General features: G+C 68.5%; 8 protein-coding genes. 4 read left to right on the top strand and 4 right to left on the bottom strand.

Annotated features, from left to right (window positions below):
- Window positions 1–112: 112 nt before the first annotated feature.
- Entirely contained in the window at window positions 113–1765 is a 1653-nt protein-coding gene (locus K6142_RS00480; protein ID WP_190244947.1) for an AMP-binding protein, read from the bottom strand.
- Between the two features lie 13 nt (window positions 1766–1778).
- Window positions 1779–2345, bottom strand: coding sequence for a helix-turn-helix domain-containing protein (locus K6142_RS00475; protein ID WP_015945990.1), 567 nt, complete (start codon window positions 2343–2345; stop codon window positions 1779–1781).
- A 544-nt stretch (window positions 2346–2889) separates the two neighbouring features.
- Here K6142_RS00475 and K6142_RS00470 point away from each other — a divergent pair.
- Window positions 2890–5454, top strand: a complete 2565-nt coding sequence (locus K6142_RS00470; protein ID WP_223380706.1) for a carbamoyltransferase HypF — start codon at window positions 2890–2892, stop codon at window positions 5452–5454.
- 222 nt (window positions 5455–5676) lie between these two features.
- Here K6142_RS00470 and K6142_RS00465 read toward each other — a convergent pair whose 3' ends face one another.
- Complete coding sequence (locus K6142_RS00465; protein WP_190245893.1) at window positions 5677–7197, bottom strand: ATP-binding protein; 1521 nt, start codon at window positions 7195–7197, stop codon at window positions 5677–5679.
- A 394-nt stretch (window positions 7198–7591) separates the two neighbouring features.
- Between K6142_RS00465 and K6142_RS00460 the strand changes: the two genes are divergently transcribed.
- The 3 genes from K6142_RS00460 to mltG all read left to right on the top strand — a co-directional run bounded on the left by K6142_RS00460 (window position 7592) and on the right by mltG (window position 14526).
- The gene (locus K6142_RS00460; RefSeq protein WP_190245894.1) at window positions 7592–11194 is read left to right on the top strand and encodes an FAD-binding and (Fe-S)-binding domain-containing protein; all 3603 of its coding nucleotides are present in this window, start codon (window positions 7592–7594) and stop codon (window positions 11192–11194) included.
- Between the two features lie 327 nt (window positions 11195–11521).
- Window positions 11522–11950: a Holliday junction resolvase RuvX gene (ruvX, locus tag K6142_RS00455; RefSeq protein WP_190245895.1), complete on the top strand. Its 429-nt coding sequence runs from the start codon at window positions 11522–11524 to the stop codon at window positions 11948–11950.
- A gap of 653 nt (window positions 11951–12603) precedes the next feature.
- Window positions 12604–14526, top strand: coding sequence for an endolytic transglycosylase MltG (gene mltG / locus K6142_RS00450; RefSeq protein ID WP_223380705.1), 1923 nt, complete (start codon window positions 12604–12606; stop codon window positions 14524–14526).
- A gap of 312 nt (window positions 14527–14838) precedes the next feature.
- Here mltG and K6142_RS00445 read toward each other — a convergent pair whose 3' ends face one another.
- Window positions 14839–17841: a PAS domain S-box protein gene (locus K6142_RS00445; protein WP_190246005.1), complete on the bottom strand. Its 3003-nt coding sequence runs from the start codon at window positions 17839–17841 to the stop codon at window positions 14839–14841.
- Window positions 17842–17988: the final 147 nt, after the last annotated feature.

The raw sequence follows: 17988 nt of genomic DNA, 5'->3' as shown, positions 1-17988 counted from the left end.
CAAAACGCCCCCGAAGCCGGGCTTCGGGGGCGCAGTCGACCCGTACGGAATGTTTCCGCCCGACGTCCGGCCACGTTACGCCGCAGCCAGCGGACGGAAAGGCCCTTCCAGGCTATTTCATGGCCTCGGGAAACAGATCCGCCGCCATCTCGCGCAGCTTGAACTTCTGGATCTTGCCGCTGGCGGTCATGGGATAGGCGTCGATGAAGCTGATGTAGCGCGGCACCTTGTGCCAGGCGATGCGCCCACGGCAGTAGTCGCGCACATCTTCCGGCGCCATCTCCACCCCGGGCTTGGGAATGATGAACGCCCCCACTTCCTCGCCGTACTTGCGGCTGTTCACGCCCACCACCTGCACGTCCTGCACGCCGTCCATGCCGTACAGGAACTCCTCGATCTCGCGGGGGTAGATGTTCTCGCCGCCCCGGATGATCATGTCCTTGATGCGGCCGGTGATGACCACGTAGCCTTCCTCGTCCATGACGCCAAGGTCGCCGGAATGCAGCCAGCCATCGGCGTCGATGGCGGCAGTCGTGGCTTCGGGCATGTTGTAGTAGCCCTTCATCACGTTGTAGCCCCGGCAGACCACCTCGCCCTGGGTGCCGCGCTCCACTTCCTCGTTGGTGTCCGGGTCCACGATGCGCACCTCGATGCACGGCATGGCCCGGCCCACGGTCTGCACGCGGCGTTCGAAGGGGTCGGTGACCAGGCTCTGGGTCATCACCGGCGAACCTTCGGTCAGGCCGTAGCAGATGGTGATCTCGCGCATGAACATCTTTTCGACCACCCGGCGCATCAGTGGTTCCGGGCAGACGGAACCGGCCATGATGCCGGTGCGCAGCGAACTGAAGTCGAAGCGCTCGAACAGCTTGTGCTCCAGCACGGCCAGGAACATGGTGGGCACCCCGTACAGGGCGGTGCACTTTTCCTGGTCCACGGACGCCATGACGTGCATGGGGCTGAAGCTCTCCAGGATCACCAGCGCGGCCCCGTGGTTGATGGCGGCCAGCACCCCCAGCACGCAGCCGAAGCAGTGGAACAGCGGCACCGGCAGGCACACGCGGTCCTTTTCGGTGAAGTGCTGGTTCTTGCCGATCCAGTACCCGTTGTTGCCGATGTTCACGTGGGTGAGCATGACCCCCTTGGGAAACCCGGTGGTGCCCGAGGTGTACTGCATGTTCACCACGTCGTGCGGGTCCAGCGCGCGCTGGCGCTCGGCGTATTCCTCGTCCGAGACCATGGCCGACATGCTGATGATCTCCGGCACGGAATACATGCCGCGGTGCTTTTCCGCGCCCAGAAACATGACCCGCTTCAGGTGCGGCAGCGAGGGGCAGCGCAACTGCCCGCGCGGCTGCGTCTTCAGTTCCGGGATCATGTTGTAGATGGTCTGCACGTAGTCGTGGTCGCGGAACCCGTCGATGATGAACAGGTTCTCGCACTCCGACTGGGTGAGCAGGTAGCGGATTTCGTGCTCGCGGTAGTTGGTGTTCACCGTGAGCAGGATGGCGCCCATCTTGGCCGTGGCGAACTGCAACGCCACCCAGTAGGGCACGTTGGTGGCCCACACGGCCACCTTTTCGCCATGCCGCACGCCAAGGGCCATCAGCCCCTTGGCCAGGTCGTCCACCACCTGCGAGAACTGCCGGTAGGTCTGCCTGTAGTCGCGGTCCACGTAGATGACCGCGTCGTTGTCCGGATATTTGGCGACGGTCTCGTCCAGTATCTGGCCAAGGGTCCGTTCGCGCACTGCGAATTCGTCCATGCCCCTTCCACTCCTAGGGATAGTAGATGACGGCGTAGATTTCTGCCGGGGCATCCCCTTCGGCGCCCACGTAGTGGGGCACGATGGAGTTGTAGTAGATGCTGTCGCCCGGGCCGAGCAGGTGCTCTTCCTTGCCGTACACCACGCGGATGGAACCCTTGTTCACCAGGATGAACTCCTCGCCCTGGTGCGAGGACAGCTTGCGGTCCTCCACGGGCTCCGGACATATCTCGATGAAGAACGGCTCCATGTTCCGGTCGCTCTTGCCCTTGCCCAGCGAGTGGAAGCGGAAGGCCGCGCACTTGTTGCGCGCCTTCTGCATGGTCAGGTCCGCCTCGCGGTCGCCCTGGCGGCTCACGATGGGGTCGCGGCTCACCGCGTCGTCCATGAAGGTGCCAAGGCGTACGTTCAGGGCGCGGGCGAGCTTCTGTAGCGGTCCGATGGACGGATACAGGTTGTCGTCCTCGAGGGCGGCGATGAATTCCGTCTTGAGACCGGCGGCGTCCGCGAGTTCCTCGCGGCTCAGGCTGCGGTCTTCCCTGTACTTGCGCACGCGCGCGCCAAGCTTGTCAGCGCCCATGGCTCCTCCTTGAAGCGGATTGATTGTGCCCCCCCGCCGCCGGTCCGCACCCGTCTGGGCCTGTATGGGCCTGTCTGGGCCCGGTTACTCCCCGGTTGCTCCCGGGTTGCTCCCAGTTTGCGATCAGGTTGCGGCGGAGAAATGCAGTGGGAATCGTTCTACTTAGCCGACCGGCGCACGCTGTACAAGGAAAATACCCCCGACTGGGCGCGCGAACAACCGCACGCCGTTGTGCCCCGGTTGCATGGCAGCCGTGTATCTGCCGCGCCGCATACCCCGCAATTGCGCTGGCCGCTGCCGCAAGGCGCTCGGACTCATCCTGCGCAGTGCGACCGCCGCGACACTTTATAAGAGCGTCGCCTTCATGACAACCGGCTCATGCGGGCGCATACCGCAGCGGACTCAGGCGTCAGCGGACGGCAGGAGCGGCACAGGCAACGCCCCGTCATGGCACGCGGCACGCCGCAGCGGGGCGTTGCGGGCCATGGCGTCCCCTGCCGCCGCATGCCTTTTCACGCCGCTGGTCTTCCGCTATGGTCGCCGCATGCCAGACGATCTCGTGCGCCGCAAGTTCACCGTGTCCGGACAGGTCCAAGGGGTGGGGTTTCGCCCCTTCGTGTACCGCATCGCCGCCGACCATGCGCTGACCGGCACGGTCAGCAACACCGCCGCCGGGGTGTTCATAGAGGTACAGGGGCCTGCGGCATGCGTTGACGGCTTCGGGCACGACCTGGCCCACAAGCTGCCGCCCCTGGCGCGGGTGGTGTCGTGCACGCAGCAGGACATCCCCGTGGTGGATGGCGAGGAGGGATTCCGCATAGTCGCCAGCGGCGACGGGGGGGCGGGGCACGAGGTGCTCATCAGCGCCGACGTGGCCACCTGCGACGACTGCCTGGCCGACATGAACGACCCGGCCAACCGCCGCCACCTGTACCCCTTCACCAACTGCACCAACTGCGGGCCGCGCTACACCATCACCCGGTTCATCCCCTACGACCGCGACAAGACCTCCATGGCCTGCTTTCCGCTGTGCCCGGCATGCGCGGCGGAGTATGAAAACCCGCTGGACCGGCGCTTTCACGCCCAGCCCAACGCCTGCCCGGTATGCGGGCCGCGCGTGTGGTATGTGGACGGCGCGCCCGACGGCCCGGCGGCGGACACGGGATATGACGCCGCGCCCGGCTCCGGACGCGGAGACGAACCCGGCTGCGCACCCGCCTCCGATCATGGCGCGGGCCGTCCCACGGGCACCCCGGCCATCCAGGCGCTGGCAACGGCGCTGGCCGCGGGCCGCATCGCCGCCGTGAAGGGGCTGGGCGGGTTCCATCTGGCCTGCGACGCGGCCAGCGATGCCGCCGTGGGCGAACTGCGCCGCCGCAAGCACCGGCCCCACAAGCCGCTGGCCATCATGGTGCCGAACCTTGCCGCCGCCCGGCGCATCGTGCACGTTTCGCCGGAAGAAGAGGCCCTGCTGGCCGGGCGCGAACGGCCCATCGTGCTGTGCCGGGCGCTGGACGGGCTGGCGGGCGGCATGCACGGCGTGGCCCGGCCCGGCGACGGCAGCCCGCTGGCCCTCGATCCCGATGCGCCCCGCACCCCGCCACCCATCTCGCCCCTCATTTCGCCCCTCATCTCGCCGGACACGCCCTTCGTGGGGGTGATGCTGCCCTACACGCCCCTGCACCACGTGCTGCTGCGCCTGTACGGCGCGCTGCTGCCGGAAGGCCGCGTGCCCGCGCTGGTGATGACATCTGGCAACGCGGGGGGCGAGCCCATCTGCCTCGGCAACCGCGAGGCGCTGCGCCGCCTGTCGTCCATTGCCGACGTATTCCTGTTGCATGACCGCGACATCCTGATCCGCACCGACGACTCGGTCACGCGGGTCAACCCGGCCACCGGCGCGCCGCAGTTCCTGCGCCGGGCGCGCGGCTTCACCCCCCGGCCTGTGTTCCTGGAGGGCGACGGCCCGTGCGTGCTGGCCATGGGGCCGGAGCTCAAGAACACCCTGTGCGTCACCCGGGGCGACAAGGCCTTTGTCAGCCAGCACATCGGCGACATGCACAACCTGGAAACCCTGGGCTTTCACCGCGAAATCGCCGCGCACCTGCCGCGCATCCTGCAAGTGACGCCGCAGGCCGTGGTGCGCGACCTGCACCCCGACTACATGACCACGGCAGAAGCGGAACAGAGCGGCCTGCCCGTGCTGACCCTGCAACACCACTTCGCGCACATCCACGCCGTGCTGGCCGAAAACCGGCACGACGGCCCGGCCCTGGGGCTGGCCCTTGACGGCACCGGCCACGGCGACGACGGCACGGTGTGGGGGGGCGAACTGCTGTACGTGGACAACGTGGCGCTGGACCACCAGCGGCTGGGGCGGCTGGCCCGCATCCCCCTGCCGGGGGGCGAGGCCGCCATCCGCGAGCCGTGGCGCATCGCGCAGGGGCTGCTGTGGCACCTGGGCCTGCGCGAACCCGCCACGGACGGCGCGCGTCCGTGGCCGTGGCCGTGGCTGCGCGACCACGCCCAGGCCGCCGCCCTGCTGCCGCGCCTGCTGGAACGCGGGGTGAACACCCCGCTCACCTCCAGCTGCGGACGGCTGTTCGACGCCGTGTCCGCCCTGCTGGGGCTGTGCACCACCGTCACCTACGAAGGGCAGGCGGCCATCCGGCTGGAACACGCGCAGGACGCCGCATCACCATGCGGCGGCAGCCACGACGCCTTCTTCACCCACGCCTACCCCTGCCCCCTGCGCGGAGCGCGTGACGGCAGCGACACGCTGGTGCTGGACACGCACGCGCTGTTCCGCGCCGTGCACGACGACTGGGCGCGCGGCACCCCGCCCGGAGAGGTAGCGCGCCGCTTCCATGCCGGGCTGGTGGCGGGCCTTGCCGACATGGCCGCCGCCGTGGCCGGGGTGATGGACGTGCCCGTGGTGGCCCTGTCCGGCGGGGCCATGCAGAACCTCACCCTGTCCGTGCACCTGCCGCAGGCCCTTGCCGCGCGCGGGCTGACCGTGCTGACCCACGCGGAACTGCCCCCCGGCGATGGCTGCATCTCGCTGGGGCAGGCCGCCTGGGCGCGCCGGGTGCTGGCCGGGCGGGGGTAACCCCGCAGCGCCATCGCCAGCGATCGTCCCCTTTCCCCCCAAAAAAAGCGGGCGGTGCGCCTGCGGTGCCGCTTCCCCACAGAAGCTCCACCACCAGCGCACCGCCCCGTACTCGTGCTTTCGTCCCGCCGCCGCCCCACAACTACCGTGAGGCGGGGGGGCACTCCTGCTCCACTCCTGCCTGTCCCTTTCCCGGGATTTTTCTCTGCCCGTCTCCGTGCCCTACCCGCAGTCCGCCGTCACCAGCTTGGCGAAAATCCGCTCCGCCGCCTGGCTGGACAAGGTGAACGCCAGCATGCCCGCGGGCAGGTACGAAAATTCCGTGTCGCCCTGCACCCCCACCGTGAAGGTGGTGCGGGTGGTCACGTACGACTTGCGCACATTGTGCCGCCGGGCAAACTCGAACAGGGGCCGCAGCTGCGCTCCGTTGCCGTTGCCCGCCGCCTTGCGCGCGGCGCGGGTGGTCACGGCAGGCTCCGCAGGTGCGCCGCAGCGGCCATTGCCGTTCTTCTGGCCGGGGGCGATGCCTTCGTCGCTCCAGCGGATGTCGAAGGCCAGCACCGGCTTGCCGTGCACCGGGTGCAGACCCACCAGAGCCACCTCGCCGCCGTCCCAGCGGGCGTAGCAGGTGTTGCGGGACAGGGCCGGGCTGCACAAGAGCTGCCCCACCACGGCGGTTTCCAGCAGCGGTTGCAGGCCGGGGTCGTCCGGGCCGGTGATGGGCGCGAACAGCGCCGTGCGCATGGAGGGGTTGGCCAGGTACACCTTGAAGCTGCGGTCGCGCCGGAAGCGGCGGCCCGCATCGTCGATGCGCCGCAGCCGCACCACCAGGAAGGCCGCTTCCAGATAGTCGAGGTAGCGCTTCAGGGTGTTCACCGCGATGCCCGATTCGCCGCGCAGATCCTCCAGGGTCACCTCGCGCCCGCTGTTCAGGGCCAGCACGGCCAGCAGGCGGTTCAGCTCCTGCACGTCCGAGATGCCGTACAGGCCGGGCATGTCGCTGCACAGCACCCGGTCGATAATCTCGCTGCGCAGGAAGCGCGCCATGTCCGCGCGCACCCGCTCGGACACCACGGCTTCCGGGTAGCCGCCAAAATTCATGTACCGCACCAGCAGTTCGTTCAGCTCGTCCATGCGTTCGGGCGTGAACAGCTGCTTCATGTCGCGGCGCTGCCCGCCCGACAGTCGCAGGAACTCCGCAAAGGACAGCGGCGGCAGCATGTACACAGCAAAGCGCCCCGCCGCCTCGGCATCGCCCATGCGGCGCAGGGCGGGCGCGGCGGAACCGCACACCGTGCAGCGCAACGCGGGCCAGCGGGCGGCAAGGGTGTCCAGCCCGCGCTCCCAGTCGGCCATGTACTGGATTTCGTCAAAGATGACCCAGCCGGGGCGATTGGGGTCCAGCCCCGCCATTTCGGCGGCCAGTTCCACGAAGTCGGCCAGTTCCATGCCGGTGTAGGCCGGGGCGTCCAAGGTGGCGAACAGGATCTGGCGGCGTTCGGCCCCCTGCTGCAACAGGGTATCAACCACCTGGTGCAGCAGCACCGTCTTGCCCACCCGACGCGGCCCCATCAGCACCACGGCCCGGTGCAGGGCACAGTCTGCGGCAAGCTCGAAAAACGGCGCAAAGTGGTCGCGCTGCGGCAGGTCCGCCGCGAAGGGGCGGGCGGTCTCGTCGGCCCACCACGGGTTGTCCGCGGCAAGGCGTCCCATGACATCGGCGCGTGGCAGTGCGTGCGGCATGGCAGTCCTCCTTTCTGGAAGCATGCACCACGCTACACACCAAACAGGGAAATGTGTCAATTACAATCAATTGATTGATCTTACAGTTAATGCGGACAGTATTGCACAGTCCTGTCATGCTGTTCGCACGCACAAACTACAGACAACACTTCGCCACACAACAGAGTTTTTTGGTGTAGTCATAGCATCACCCCCTTGACCCTAAGCCGCCACGGCGCATCAGCCCGCGCATATTTTTTTCCGATGGGCGCTCCGACAGGCAGCCCCGCCCGCTCCCGACCATGGCGGTACCGCCCCCGCCAAAACATCGTGCGCTCACTCAACTTGCCAACCGGGCCGCGCGCGCCTATAGTCAGCGGCTTCCTCTCACCGCAACCCGAGAGAGAGCCCGCCCATGCCCCATAAAGGCCCGCACATCTCCATCTCCGCAGATTTCGTCGTAAACCGCATTCTGCGCATCAACCTCGACGAGTTCGAGGACTGGCCGGAATCCGTACGTCATCTCGCCATCGAAATCGCGGAAGAACTGTTTCTCGTCGTGTACAACCCGTTCATCGACGCGGAAACGGTGAAAGCGAGCGTTCGCGCGCGTTTCGAGGGCGAAAAGGCGGCACTGGCCCACCATTACGCCACCAGCATCGGCGAAGGCATCACCATGTTCTGGAGCGCGCACGAGGCCGAGGTGGCCTACCGCGACGAGCTGGTGAAACGCATGGCCGCCGTCATGCCGCGCGAGTGCATCGACACCCGCCCCGGCGCGCTGGTGGAAAACTCCACCGACGCCACCGACCTGCGCATGGAACTGCCCATGCTGGTGGTCAGCCCCGCGTCTGCCGAACAGGTCAGCGCCGTGGTCAAGCTGGCCAACGAGCTGAAGTTCGCCATCATCCCGCGCGGCGGCGGCTCCGGCCTGACCGGCGGCGCCGTGCCCGCCCGCAAGCGCACGGTGATCCTCAGCCTTGGCCGCCTTACCCGCATCGTCAGCATCGACGAGCAGAACAGGGTGCTGTGCTGCGAGGCGGGCGTCATCACCAACGATGCCATCGTCGCGGCGGGCAGGAAGGGCCTGCTGTTCACCGTGGACCCGGCCTCCAAGCTGGCCTCGTCCATCGGGGGCAACATTGCCGAAAACGCGGGCGGCCCGTTTGCCTTCGAATACGGCACCACCCTCGACAACCTGCTCTCGTGGCGCATGGTCACCCCCACCGGCGAGATCATCGACGTGGCCCGGGTGAACCACCCGCGCCACAAGATCATGCCCGGCGAGACGGCCACCTTCGAAATCCGCGACCTGAGCGGCGGCGTGCGCAACGTGGTGTCCCTGCGCGGCGACGAAATCCGCCTGCCCGGCCTTGGCAAAGACGTGACCAACAAGACCCTGGGCGGCCTGCCCGGCATGCAGAAGGAAGGCGTTGACGGCATCATCGTCGAGGCCTGCTTCGTGCTGCACAAGAAGCCCACCCACCAGCGCGTGCTGGTGCTGGAATTCTTCGGGCGTTCCATGAACAGCGCCATGCAGGTCATCAAGGACGTGGTGGGCTACCGCGACACCATCCGCCGCGAAGGCGACCACGTGAAGATCTCGGCCCTGGAGGAATTCAACTCCAAGTACGTCAAGGCCATAGAATACAAGAAAAAGTCCACGGACTACGAGGGCGACCCCATCTCGGTGCTCATCGTGCAGCTGGACGGCGACGACGAGTTCCATCTGGACCGCGCCGTGCACCAGATCCTGGACATCGTGAACCCCTACGACGGGGCGGACATCTTCGCCGCGCGCGACGAGAAGGAGGCGGAAGTCTTCTGGGAGGACCGCCACAAGCTGTCCGCCATCGCCCGCCGCACCTCCGGCTTCAAGATCAACGAGGACGTGGTCATTCCCATCGACGGGGTGCCCGAGTTCGCCGATTTTCTCGAACAGGTGAACCTGGAATGCGCGGCCGCCGCCTACCGCTCGGCCCTGCAAGAGGCGGGACGCCTGGCGGGCATGCCGCTGGACGACAGGGAGTTCAACCGCGAGTTCACCTACGCCTCCAAGGTGGCCAAGGGCGAGGTTTCGGCCAAGGACATCTCGGACGAGGAAATGCAGATCCGCGCCGTGGTATTCCTGGGCGAACTGGCCAACGCGCACCCCAACCTGGCCCGCAAGATAGAGCGCATCAAGGACCACATGCAGGCCACCCGCATCGAGGTGGCCAGCCACATGCACGCGGGCGACGGCAACTGCCACGTCAACATCCCGGTCAACTCCAACGACCCGGTCATGCTGCACAATGCCGAGCAGGTGGCCCACCGCGTCATGGCGAAAGCCCAGGAAGTGGGCGGCGAGGTTTCCGGCGAGCACGGCATCGGCATCACCAAGATCGCCTTCCTGCGCAAGGAGAAGATGGACGCCCTGCGCGCCTTCAAGGAGCGCGTGGACCCGCGCAACGTGCTGAACCCGGCCAAGCTGACCCAGCGCGAACTGCCGGTGCGCCCGTTCACCTTCTCGTTCAACCGGCTCATCGAGGACATCCGCCAGAGCGGCCTGCCCGACAAGGAACGGCTGATCGCGCTGCTGGCCAACGTGCAGATCTGTACCCGCTGCGGCAAGTGCAAGCAGGTCTGCCCCATGTTCTACCCGGAACAGTCGCTGCAGTACCACCCGCGCAACAAGAACATCGCCCTCGGCGCGCTGGTGGAGGCGGTGTACTATTCGCAGGTCAACAAGGGCAGGCCCGACCCCTTCCTGCTGGGCGAACTGCGCACCATGATGGAGCACTGCACCGGCTGTGGCCGCTGCACCTCGGTCTGCCCAGTGAAGATCGATTCGTCCGGCGTGGCGCTGGCCATGCGCGCCTTTCTGGAATCGGAAAACGCGGGCGGCCACCCCATCAAGCGCAAGGTGCTGGAATGGCTGTCCGCCGACCCGGCATCGCGCGTGCCCCGCGCGGCCAAGGCCGCGTCCATGGGCCAGCGGTTCCAGAACCGCTTCGTGGGCCTGGTGCCCGCCGGGTGGCGCGAACGCTTCGAAAGCCCGCTGTTCGCCGGTCCCGGCCCGGAAGTGGGCTACAAGAACCTTGCGGAAACCCTGCACCTGGGCAAGGGCGGCATCTTCGTGCCCGCCAGCGCCAGACAGCGCGCGGCGGCCACCGGCGAACCTGTGGAAGCAGTGTTCTACTTCCCCGGCTGCGGCGCGGGGCTGTTCTACCGCAACATCGGGCTGGCCGGTCTGATGCTGATGCTGAAATCCGGCGTGGCCGTGGTCATGCCGGAACAGCACCTGTGCTGCGGCTATCCGCTGCTGTCCGCCGGGGCCGACAACGCCTTCGCCACCAACCGCGACCGCAACGTGCAGGCCATCAAGGCTGCGCTGGACAAGGCGCGCGCGGCGGGGCTGAACGTCACCCACGTCATCACCGCCTGCGGCTCGTGCCGCGACGGCATCCAGCGCCACGAACTGCTGGCCGCGCAGGGCAATGCCCCGGCCATGCACCACAAGGACATGGTGCAGTTCCTGCTGGAACGTCTGCCTGCCGACGCCCTGACCGGCGTGGAAAAGCCCGTCGCCGGAACCGAGGTGCTCTACCACCCCTCGTGCCACGCGGAATGGGTGGGGGTGCACAAGGGCAAGGCCGCCAACATCTACGCGCAGGCCGTGACCGCCTTCACCGGCGCGAAAGTCCGCGTCAACCCCGGCTGCTGCGGCGAATCGGGCATGGGCGCCATGACCTCGCCCGCCATCTACAACAAGCTGCGCGCCCGCAAGCGCATGCGCCTTGAGGCGGACTTCATGACCTACGCAGACGGCGCGCCCGTCATCGTGGGCTGCCCCTCGTGCAAGGTGGGCATCAAGCGCACCATGCTGGCCCTCAAGGACAAGCGGCCCGTGCTGCATACCCTGGAATGGCTGGCCGAACTGGCCAAGGGCGCGGACTGGCGCAAGCTGCTGCGCAAGGCCGCCGACCAAGCCAAAGATGAGGGCGGCGTACGCGTGGTGGACGACAGCGGCTTGTAAGAAAAAACGAAAGACTGAAAGAACGAACCGGGGGAGGAGGGGAAACTTTGAAAAGTTTCCCCTCCTCCCCCGGACCCCTTCCACCCCTTCAAACTTTTCAACAGGGACCACGCCCTGACGCGACGAGGGAGCCATCCCGCTCTGAACATGACCGCCCCTTCCCTTTGACCGCCCCCCCCCACCGTTGAAAAGTTTTGAGGAAGAAGGGAGGGGGTTCGGGGGAGGGAGGAAGGAACTTTTTCAAAAGTTCCTTCCTCCCTCCCCCGATACTCTCCACCACCCCGCAGCTTGCCCAGCCGCGCCCGCTGGCGTAGCATCCGGCCACCCATGAAGTACCTTGGCATAGATTACGGAACGAAGCGCACCGGCGTTGCGGCCAGCGACACGGGCGGCAGCATGGCCTTTCCGCGCCGCACCATCGTCATGACCACCCGCGACCGGTTCTTTGCCGAACTGCTGGCCGTGGCCGAGGAAGAACGCGCCGAGGCCTACGTGGTGGGGCTGCCGCTGCTGCACGACGGCACGGACACCCTGACCACCCGGCAGGTGCGCAACTTCGTGGAGCGGCTGAAGCGCCGCACCACCCTGCCCGTCTACCTCATGGAGGAGTTCCTGAGCTCCTACGAGGCCGAGGACGACCTGCGCGACGCCGGGCTTTACGGCAGGGCGCTGGAAGCCGTGGTGGACCAGCAGGCGGCCGTGCGCATCCTGCAATCGTTCCTCAACCTGCCAGAATCGCGGCGTACCCCCGCCTGACCGGATAGCATCACCGCATGAGCGATACCCCCAAAGCATCCCCGGAAATTACCCCCGATACCTCCGCACAACCGCAGGACACGCAGCCCGCGTCTTCTGACGCGACGTGTGCAGCCCCGGCAACCGCTACCGTCACCCCGCAACCGCCGGACGGCGAACGCACGCCCGCAGCCCCCATCGCCGCAGACACCGCGCAACAGGCTGCCGCTGACGACAGTACCGCCGTGCCCGCAACGCCTGACACGACGGGCGCGACTGGCACAACTGGCGTAGCGGGCACAGCGGCAACGGCGCCGACAGGCGACGCGGCGGACACCCCAACGTCCGCTCCGGCAGCACCTGCCCCCGAAGCCGCCGCGCCCCCGAAGGCCCCCGATTCCGCCATCTTCACGGCTTCCCCTGCGGCGCAGGATTCCACGGGCTCCACGGACTCTACGGGCACGCAACCCGCCGCCACCGCAACCCCCGGGAACGCGACCGGCACCGCCCCTGCCTCGGCATCCGAAGACACCGCCTCCGCAACCGCAACGGAAACGCCCCCGGCGCACGCCGCCACCGCAGCAGACGTGGCCGCTCCGGCATCATCCGCATCTTCCATGGCAGCCCCGGTGTCGGCCCCGATTTCACCTGCTCCGTCCGCTCCCGAAACTTCCATGCCGTCCTCCGCCTCACCCACACCATCCGCACAGTCCCCCGCCAGCCCGGCACCGGGCCACCCGGTGGTGCGCATCCTGCTGCGCGCGCTGGCCGCGCTGGTGTTGCTGGTCCTTCTGACGTGCGGCTACGCGGGGTACGATGCCTGGCGCTTCCTGCACACGCCGCCCGCCTCCCCCGGCGCGGACGTTTACGTGGACGTGGAACCCGGCGCCACCTTCGACAGGGTGACCAGGCAACTGGTGGACAAGGGCGCGGTGGCCAGCGACTGGCGCTTCAAGCTGCTGGCCCACTACCACGGCTGGGAAACCTCGCTGAAGGCCGGGCGCTTCCTGGTGCACAGCAACTGGACGCCCTTCCGGGTGCTGGACCAACTGGTGAACGGCCAGCCGGTGCTGTCGCGCATCACCCTGCGCGAAGGGCTGACCTGGTGGGAAACCGCCCGCCTGCTGGAGGTGGAGGGCTTCGTCACCGTGGAGGACTTCCGCGCGGTCATCACCGACCCGGCCTTCCTGCGCCACTGGGGCATCCCCTTCGACACGGCGGAGGGCTTCCTGTTTCCCGATACCTACCTGATCAAGAAGCCCACCACGCCCGACCGGGAATCGGCCCGCGCCGTGGCCGGACGGATGGTGGACACCTTCTGGCGGCGCGCCGCCCAGGTCTGGCCCGATGGCCGCCCGGCCCGCGACGAGTTGCGGCGGCTGATCATCCTGGCCTCCATCGTGGAGAAGGAAACCGGCCAGCCCTCGGAACGGGGCCGCGTGGCCGGGGTGTACGCCAACCGGCTGCGCACCGGCATGCTGTTGCAGGCAGACCCCACCACCATCTACGGGCTGGGCGACACCTTCGACGGCAACCTGCGCCGCTCGCACCTGCAGGACGCCGCCAATCCGTACAACACCTACCGCCGCCCTGGCCTGCCCCCCGGCCCCATCTGCTCGCCGGGGCTGGAATCGTTGCGCGCGGCCACCACGCCGGAAAAGCACAGCTATTTCTACTTCGTGTCGCGCAACGACGGCTCGCACCAGTTCAGCGCCACGCTGGACGAACACAACCGCGCCGTGAACCGCTACCAGCGGGCCGGACGCGCCAAGGGGGGAGACCAGGCCGCCACGCAGGGCACGCCCGCAAGCTCCGCGAACCCCGCCGCGCCGCAGGGCGCCACGCCTCCCACGGACGCCGCCGCCACTCCTGCCTCCACCGACACGGCGGTCACTGCCACGGAGGCCACTGCCACGGGGGCCCAGGACAAAACCCCGGCCTCCGCTGCCGGGGGCAAGCCCGCAGTGCCCGCCGCCGGAGACCAGAACGGTGACCTCGGTACGGCACCCTCCAGGAATCCGGCCCCGGATGCGGAAGTCGCCAAACCGGCAGCGCAACCCGCGCCCGCCGACACCGCTGGCACAGGCTCCACGGGCACCTCTGCCGCCCCTGCCCCCCCTGTTCCGGCGGTTCCGGCGGCTCCCCAGCCTGCCCAGGCACCCCAAGCTCCGCAATCCCTCAAGGTATCTCCCGGCGCCAAACCGGCCCCCACGCCCCTGCCGCGCACGAACGCGCCCGCCGCAAACGGAACCACCGGGGCCACGGGGGCCAACGCCACCGCGCCAGCAAGCGCCGGGGTCCGCGCCCCCACCGCCCCACGCGAGGCCGCCCAATCCGCCCGGTCTCCCTTGGCCGGGGCGAGTGCGGCAGGCAGCACGGCGGCCACCGCGACAACCGGCGCCGCAGGAGAAACACCCTCCACCGCCACGGCAACGCGGCCTGCGACCACTACTCCGGAAGCCGCTGCCGCCCCGGCAACACCGGCCACGCCGACCACGTCGGCCCTGCCAGTCAGGCCAGGCACGCCAGTCTCGCCAGCCCCGCCGGTCTCCACGGTCACGGAAACACCCCCCGCAAGCGCCACGGCCACGCCGTAAGCCGCACGCCACGACCACTCCACTGCCCGGCGCGGCCAGTGCGGCACCCCGCACACGCGCCGCTCCGCCAGCAACGCAACGGGCGCCCTCCGGAAACCTTCCGGAAAGCGCCCGTTCTGTATTGTTGCGTCGTCACCCGCTCCACGCGCGGACCCAATGGCCCTGACGGCCCGACCGGCCTGACGGCCCGACCGCCCTGACTACGCCGACGGCCTCGACTGCCCTGATGGCCCCGATAGCCCGGACGGCTCGACCGCCCCGACGGCCCCGGCGTCAATGCGCTGGGGGGGGGCACCGGGATGACTGCCCCGATCAGCTCTTGCCGCGCAGCACCCCGCCGCTGCTCCAGCGGCGGTTCTGGTCCTCCGCCCCGCTGGTGAGGGCGCGTGCCAGCATCACCCGGTTGCGGCCCGCCTCCTTGGCGGCGTACAGCGCCGAATCCGCCCGGCGCAGGATGTCGTCCAGCGCGCCGTCCCCCGGCCCACGCAGGGCCAGGCCGATGCTCACCGTGCAGCGCAGCCGCTGCCCGCTGAACGGCACCTCCATTTCCTCCACGGCCCGGCGCAGCCGCTCGGCGGCGGCCAGCGCATCGTCCAGGTCCGTTTCCAGCAGCACCGCCGCGAATTCCTCGCCGCCCAGCCGCCCCAATATGTCGGTATCGCGCAGGGCCTGCTGGCAAGCCTGCACGCAGCCCATCAGCACGGCATCGCCCGCGTGGTGGCCGAAGCGGTCGTTGACGCGCTTGAAGCGGTCCAGGTCCAGCATCAGCACGGCCAGCGGGCGTCCGTAACGCACGGCCCGGCCCAGCTCGCGCTCCGCGTCCACGAAGAACTGCCGCCTGTTGCGGATGCCCGTCAGCGGGTCGGTGGTGGCCTCGCGCATCAGGGCCTGTTCCAGCCGCTTGCGGTCGGTGATGTCCCGCGCGATGCTGAGCACCACGGGCTTGCCGTCGAAATCGAGCAGCTTGGCGTGGATTTCCACGGGCAGCACCGTGCCGTTGCGGGTGCGGTGGGCCGATTCGAAGGTCAGCGACCCTTCCTCGCGCAGCCGCCGGATGCGCTCGCCCACCTGTTCGGCGAACTCCTCCGCGTCCAGCTCGCGCGGGGTCATGGCCAGCAGTTCGCGCCGGGTGTAGCCCAGGCGGCGGCAGGCCACCTCGTTCACGTCCAGGAATTTTCCCTCGGGGTCGTGCAGGAAGATGCCGTCGGCGGCGGCCTCGAACAGCAGCCGGTAGTGGGCCTCGGACCGTTGGCGCGCCGCTTCCGCCGCCCGGCGCTGGGTAACGTCCTGGGCCACCCCGATGATGGTGTCGCCGTCCAGCTTGCCGGAATACTCGAACCACACCGTGCTGCCGTCACGGCGGCGCATTTCCACCTCGATGTTGCGGAATTCACCCCGGCGCAGCAGCGTGCCCACCATGCGGCCACGCGCCTCGGGGTCCACGTACCATTCGGTGGAGCGCATCTTTTCCATGAATTCCGCGCGGTCCGGCCAACCGTACATTTCGATGATCCGGCTGTTGGCCTCCAGGAATCTGCCGTCGGAGATGCGCGTGCGGAAAATGCCCACCTGGGCGTTCTCGAACAGGGCGCGGTAGCGCCGCTCGCTGTCTTCCTGGGCCTGCTGGGCGGTGCGCTGCTCGTTGATGTCCACGATGATGGCCAGGGCCGCTTCCACCTCGCCGTTGGGTCCTTCCAGCGGCGAGGCGCTGATGTCGGTCCACAGGTAGCCGCCGTCCTTGCCGCGCAGGCGGTGTTGCAGGCGGCTGGTGGACTGGGTGCGGTCCAGCAGGCTGGTCAGGGTGGTGGCGGCCAGGGTGGTCTCGTCGTCGTGCATGAACCGGCTGAAATGCTGGCCGCGCATCTCGTCGGTGGCGTAGCCCAGCATGCGCGCGCAGGCATCGTTGACCCGCACCAGCAGGCCGAAGCGGTCCAGCAGCACTATGCCCACCGAGGCGGTGCTGAAGATGCCCCGGAACAGTTCCTCGCTGCGGCCCAGGGCCAGCCGCTGGCTGACGGCGGCGGTGATGTCCATGTGCGTGCCCACCACCCGCGCGGGCGAACCGTCCTCGCGCCGGGCCAGCACGCGGCCCCGCGCCAGCATCCACTTCCAGTCGCCCCCCTTGGCGCGCAGGCGGAACTGCACCTCGAACTGCCCCACGCCGCAGGCTTCCACCGCGTGCGACACCGCCGGGTCCGGCATGCACAGGGCAGTGGTGACCTCGCACAGGTCGTCGGGGTGCATCAGGTCGCGCAGGGCATCGTGGGTACATTCGAATTCACCGGGCACGTACCCCAGCATCTCGTAGTAGCGGGGGCTGCAATACAGTTCGCCGGTCTCGAAGTTCCAGTCCCAGTGGGCCTCGCTGGCGGCGTCCAGGGCCAGCTTCAGCCGTTCCTCGCTGCGTGTCAGGGCCTCCTGGGCGCGCACCTCTGCGGTGACGTCCTCGAACAGCCACACGCTGCCCCAGGTCCGCCCGTACTCGCCGCGCAGGGTCCGGTAGGTGCGCCGCAGCACGCGGCCATCGGCCAGCAGCACAGGATAGCCGCCGGTACCGTCCGGCATCCGGGCCGAAGGAACCGATGCGGAAGGCACGGCCTGTGCGGCCAGCGTGAAGGGTTCGGCGGCCAGCCCCACCTCGTCGGCGGGCAGCACCCCGGCAATGGCGGCGGGATCATGCAGGCGGTCCACCAGCAGGGTGCGCACCTCGGCCAGCGGGCGGCCCACCAGGCTGGAGGCGTCCACATCAATGCCCCATACCTTCGGAAAACGGCGGTTGACCCGCGCCACCATGCCGCGGATGTCCACGGTCAGCGCGGCAGAAGGCAGGGTATCCTGCTGCGCGCCGAACAGGGCGTTCTCGTAGGCCAGGGCCAGGGTTTCCTCCACCTGGCCGTGAAAATCGTCCACGATGCCCCGATGCATCCCGGAAATCAGCCACTGGCGCGTTTCCAGAAGGCACAGCGTGCCGAACAGCTGCCCGTCGGGCAGCAGCAGGGGGTAGCCCAGATAGGCGACAAAACCCGCCCGCACCATGGGGCTGTCGCGCCAGAGCGGGTCGTCCAGGGCGTTTTGCACGTGGACCGGCTTGCCAGCCTCTATGACCGCGTCGCAATAGGTGCCGCCTGCCATGGTGGCGATGCGCATGCCCGGCACCAGCGGGTTGCCCGCCGTGTTGCTGGACAGCAGCACCGAAAGCCCCCCCGGGTGCCGACGCATGATGGCGGCAACACCAATGCCCAGCAGCCGCGCCAGGGTGTCCAGCGACAGCTGCCAGCGGTTCCGTGTCCGCTCACCGATCCTGATGAAGTCCATGCGTCCCCCTGTGCCCTGATTCGTGCCGTCGTCCATGCCGTGGTCTCTCCCGCGCCGCGATGTCTCCCCCATCCCACCCCACGCCCCGGGAATGAGGAAATGCCCCCATGCCGGGCAACGGGTACAGGCCCATGATGCAGCTTACCA

The sequence above is a fragment of the Nitratidesulfovibrio sp. SRB-5 genome (assembly GCF_019931275.1).
Classification (GTDB): Bacteria; Desulfobacterota; Desulfovibrionia; order Desulfovibrionales; family Desulfovibrionaceae; genus Cupidesulfovibrio.
Note: the sequence above shows the minus strand (reverse complement) of the source record. Positions and strands in the feature narration are given on the sequence as shown.

Excerpts from the sequence above, each read along its gene's own strand:
- K6142_RS00480 (WP_190244947.1), bottom strand. The coding sequence starts at position 1,765 with ATGGACGAATTCGCAGTGCGCGAACGGACCCTTGGCCAGATACTGGAC.
- K6142_RS00475 (WP_015945990.1), bottom strand. The coding sequence starts at position 2,345 with ATGGGCGCTGACAAGCTTGGCGCGCGCGTGCGCAAGTACAGGGAAGAC.
- K6142_RS00470 (WP_223380706.1), top strand. The coding sequence starts at position 2,890 with ATGCCAGACGATCTCGTGCGCCGCAAGTTCACCGTGTCCGGACAGGTC.
- K6142_RS00465 (WP_190245893.1), bottom strand. The coding sequence starts at position 7,197 with ATGCCGCACGCACTGCCACGCGCCGATGTCATGGGACGCCTTGCCGCG.
- K6142_RS00460 (WP_190245894.1), top strand. The coding sequence starts at position 7,592 with ATGCCCCATAAAGGCCCGCACATCTCCATCTCCGCAGATTTCGTCGTA.
- ruvX (WP_190245895.1), top strand. The coding sequence starts at position 11,522 with ATGAAGTACCTTGGCATAGATTACGGAACGAAGCGCACCGGCGTTGCG.
- mltG (WP_223380705.1), top strand. The coding sequence starts at position 12,604 with ATGCCGTCCTCCGCCTCACCCACACCATCCGCACAGTCCCCCGCCAGC.
- K6142_RS00445 (WP_190246005.1), bottom strand. The coding sequence starts at position 17,841 with ATGGACTTCATCAGGATCGGTGAGCGGACACGGAACCGCTGGCAGCTG.